The following is a 472-nucleotide window of genomic DNA, read 5'->3' as shown; positions in this document are numbered from 1 at the left end:
CGGGAGCGGTGCGATGAGCGCGGCGGGGGTGCTGGCGGAGGCGATCCGGGCGGCGCTGAGCGCGCATGCGCCGCTCGCCGAGGGGCTGGCCGGGATATTCGGCGCGCCGCCGGTGCGCGCTGCCACGCCGCATGCGGTGATCGGCGAAGCGCAGCTGAGCGAGTGGGGAACCAAGGACATGGCCGGGCGCGAGGCGCGGGTCGTGGTGAGCGTGCACGATGCCGGGGAAAGCCCGGCGCGGCTGCGGCCACTGGCGGGCGAGGTCGAGGTGGCGATGGCGGGGCTGCCGCGTGCCATCGGCGGGGGCTGGGAGCTGGCGAGCCGGGTGCTGCTGCGCGCGCGGATCGAGCGGAAGGGCGAAGGACGCTGGATCGCGACGAGCGAGTGGCGGCTGCGCATGCTGAAATCTGATTGAAACGGCACCGGCCCGCTCCCCCACCCGGCCACCCATTTCAGAATATCCTGCCGATGG

General features: G+C 73.9%; 1 protein-coding gene. It reads left to right on the top strand.

The window, feature by feature from the left end; genetic code table 11:
- Positions 1-415: DUF3168 domain-containing protein (locus AX681_RS01940; protein ID WP_231734850.1), on the top strand; the 415-nt coding region annotated here is incomplete at its 5' end.
- Positions 416-472 lie beyond the last annotated feature (57 nt).

Origin of the sequence: Sphingomonas sp. CCH9-E2, from assembly GCF_001557215.1 — a bacterium.
Classification (GTDB): Bacteria; Pseudomonadota; Alphaproteobacteria; order Sphingomonadales; family Sphingomonadaceae; genus Sphingomonas.
Note: the sequence above shows the minus strand (reverse complement) of the source record. Positions and strands in the feature narration are given on the sequence as shown.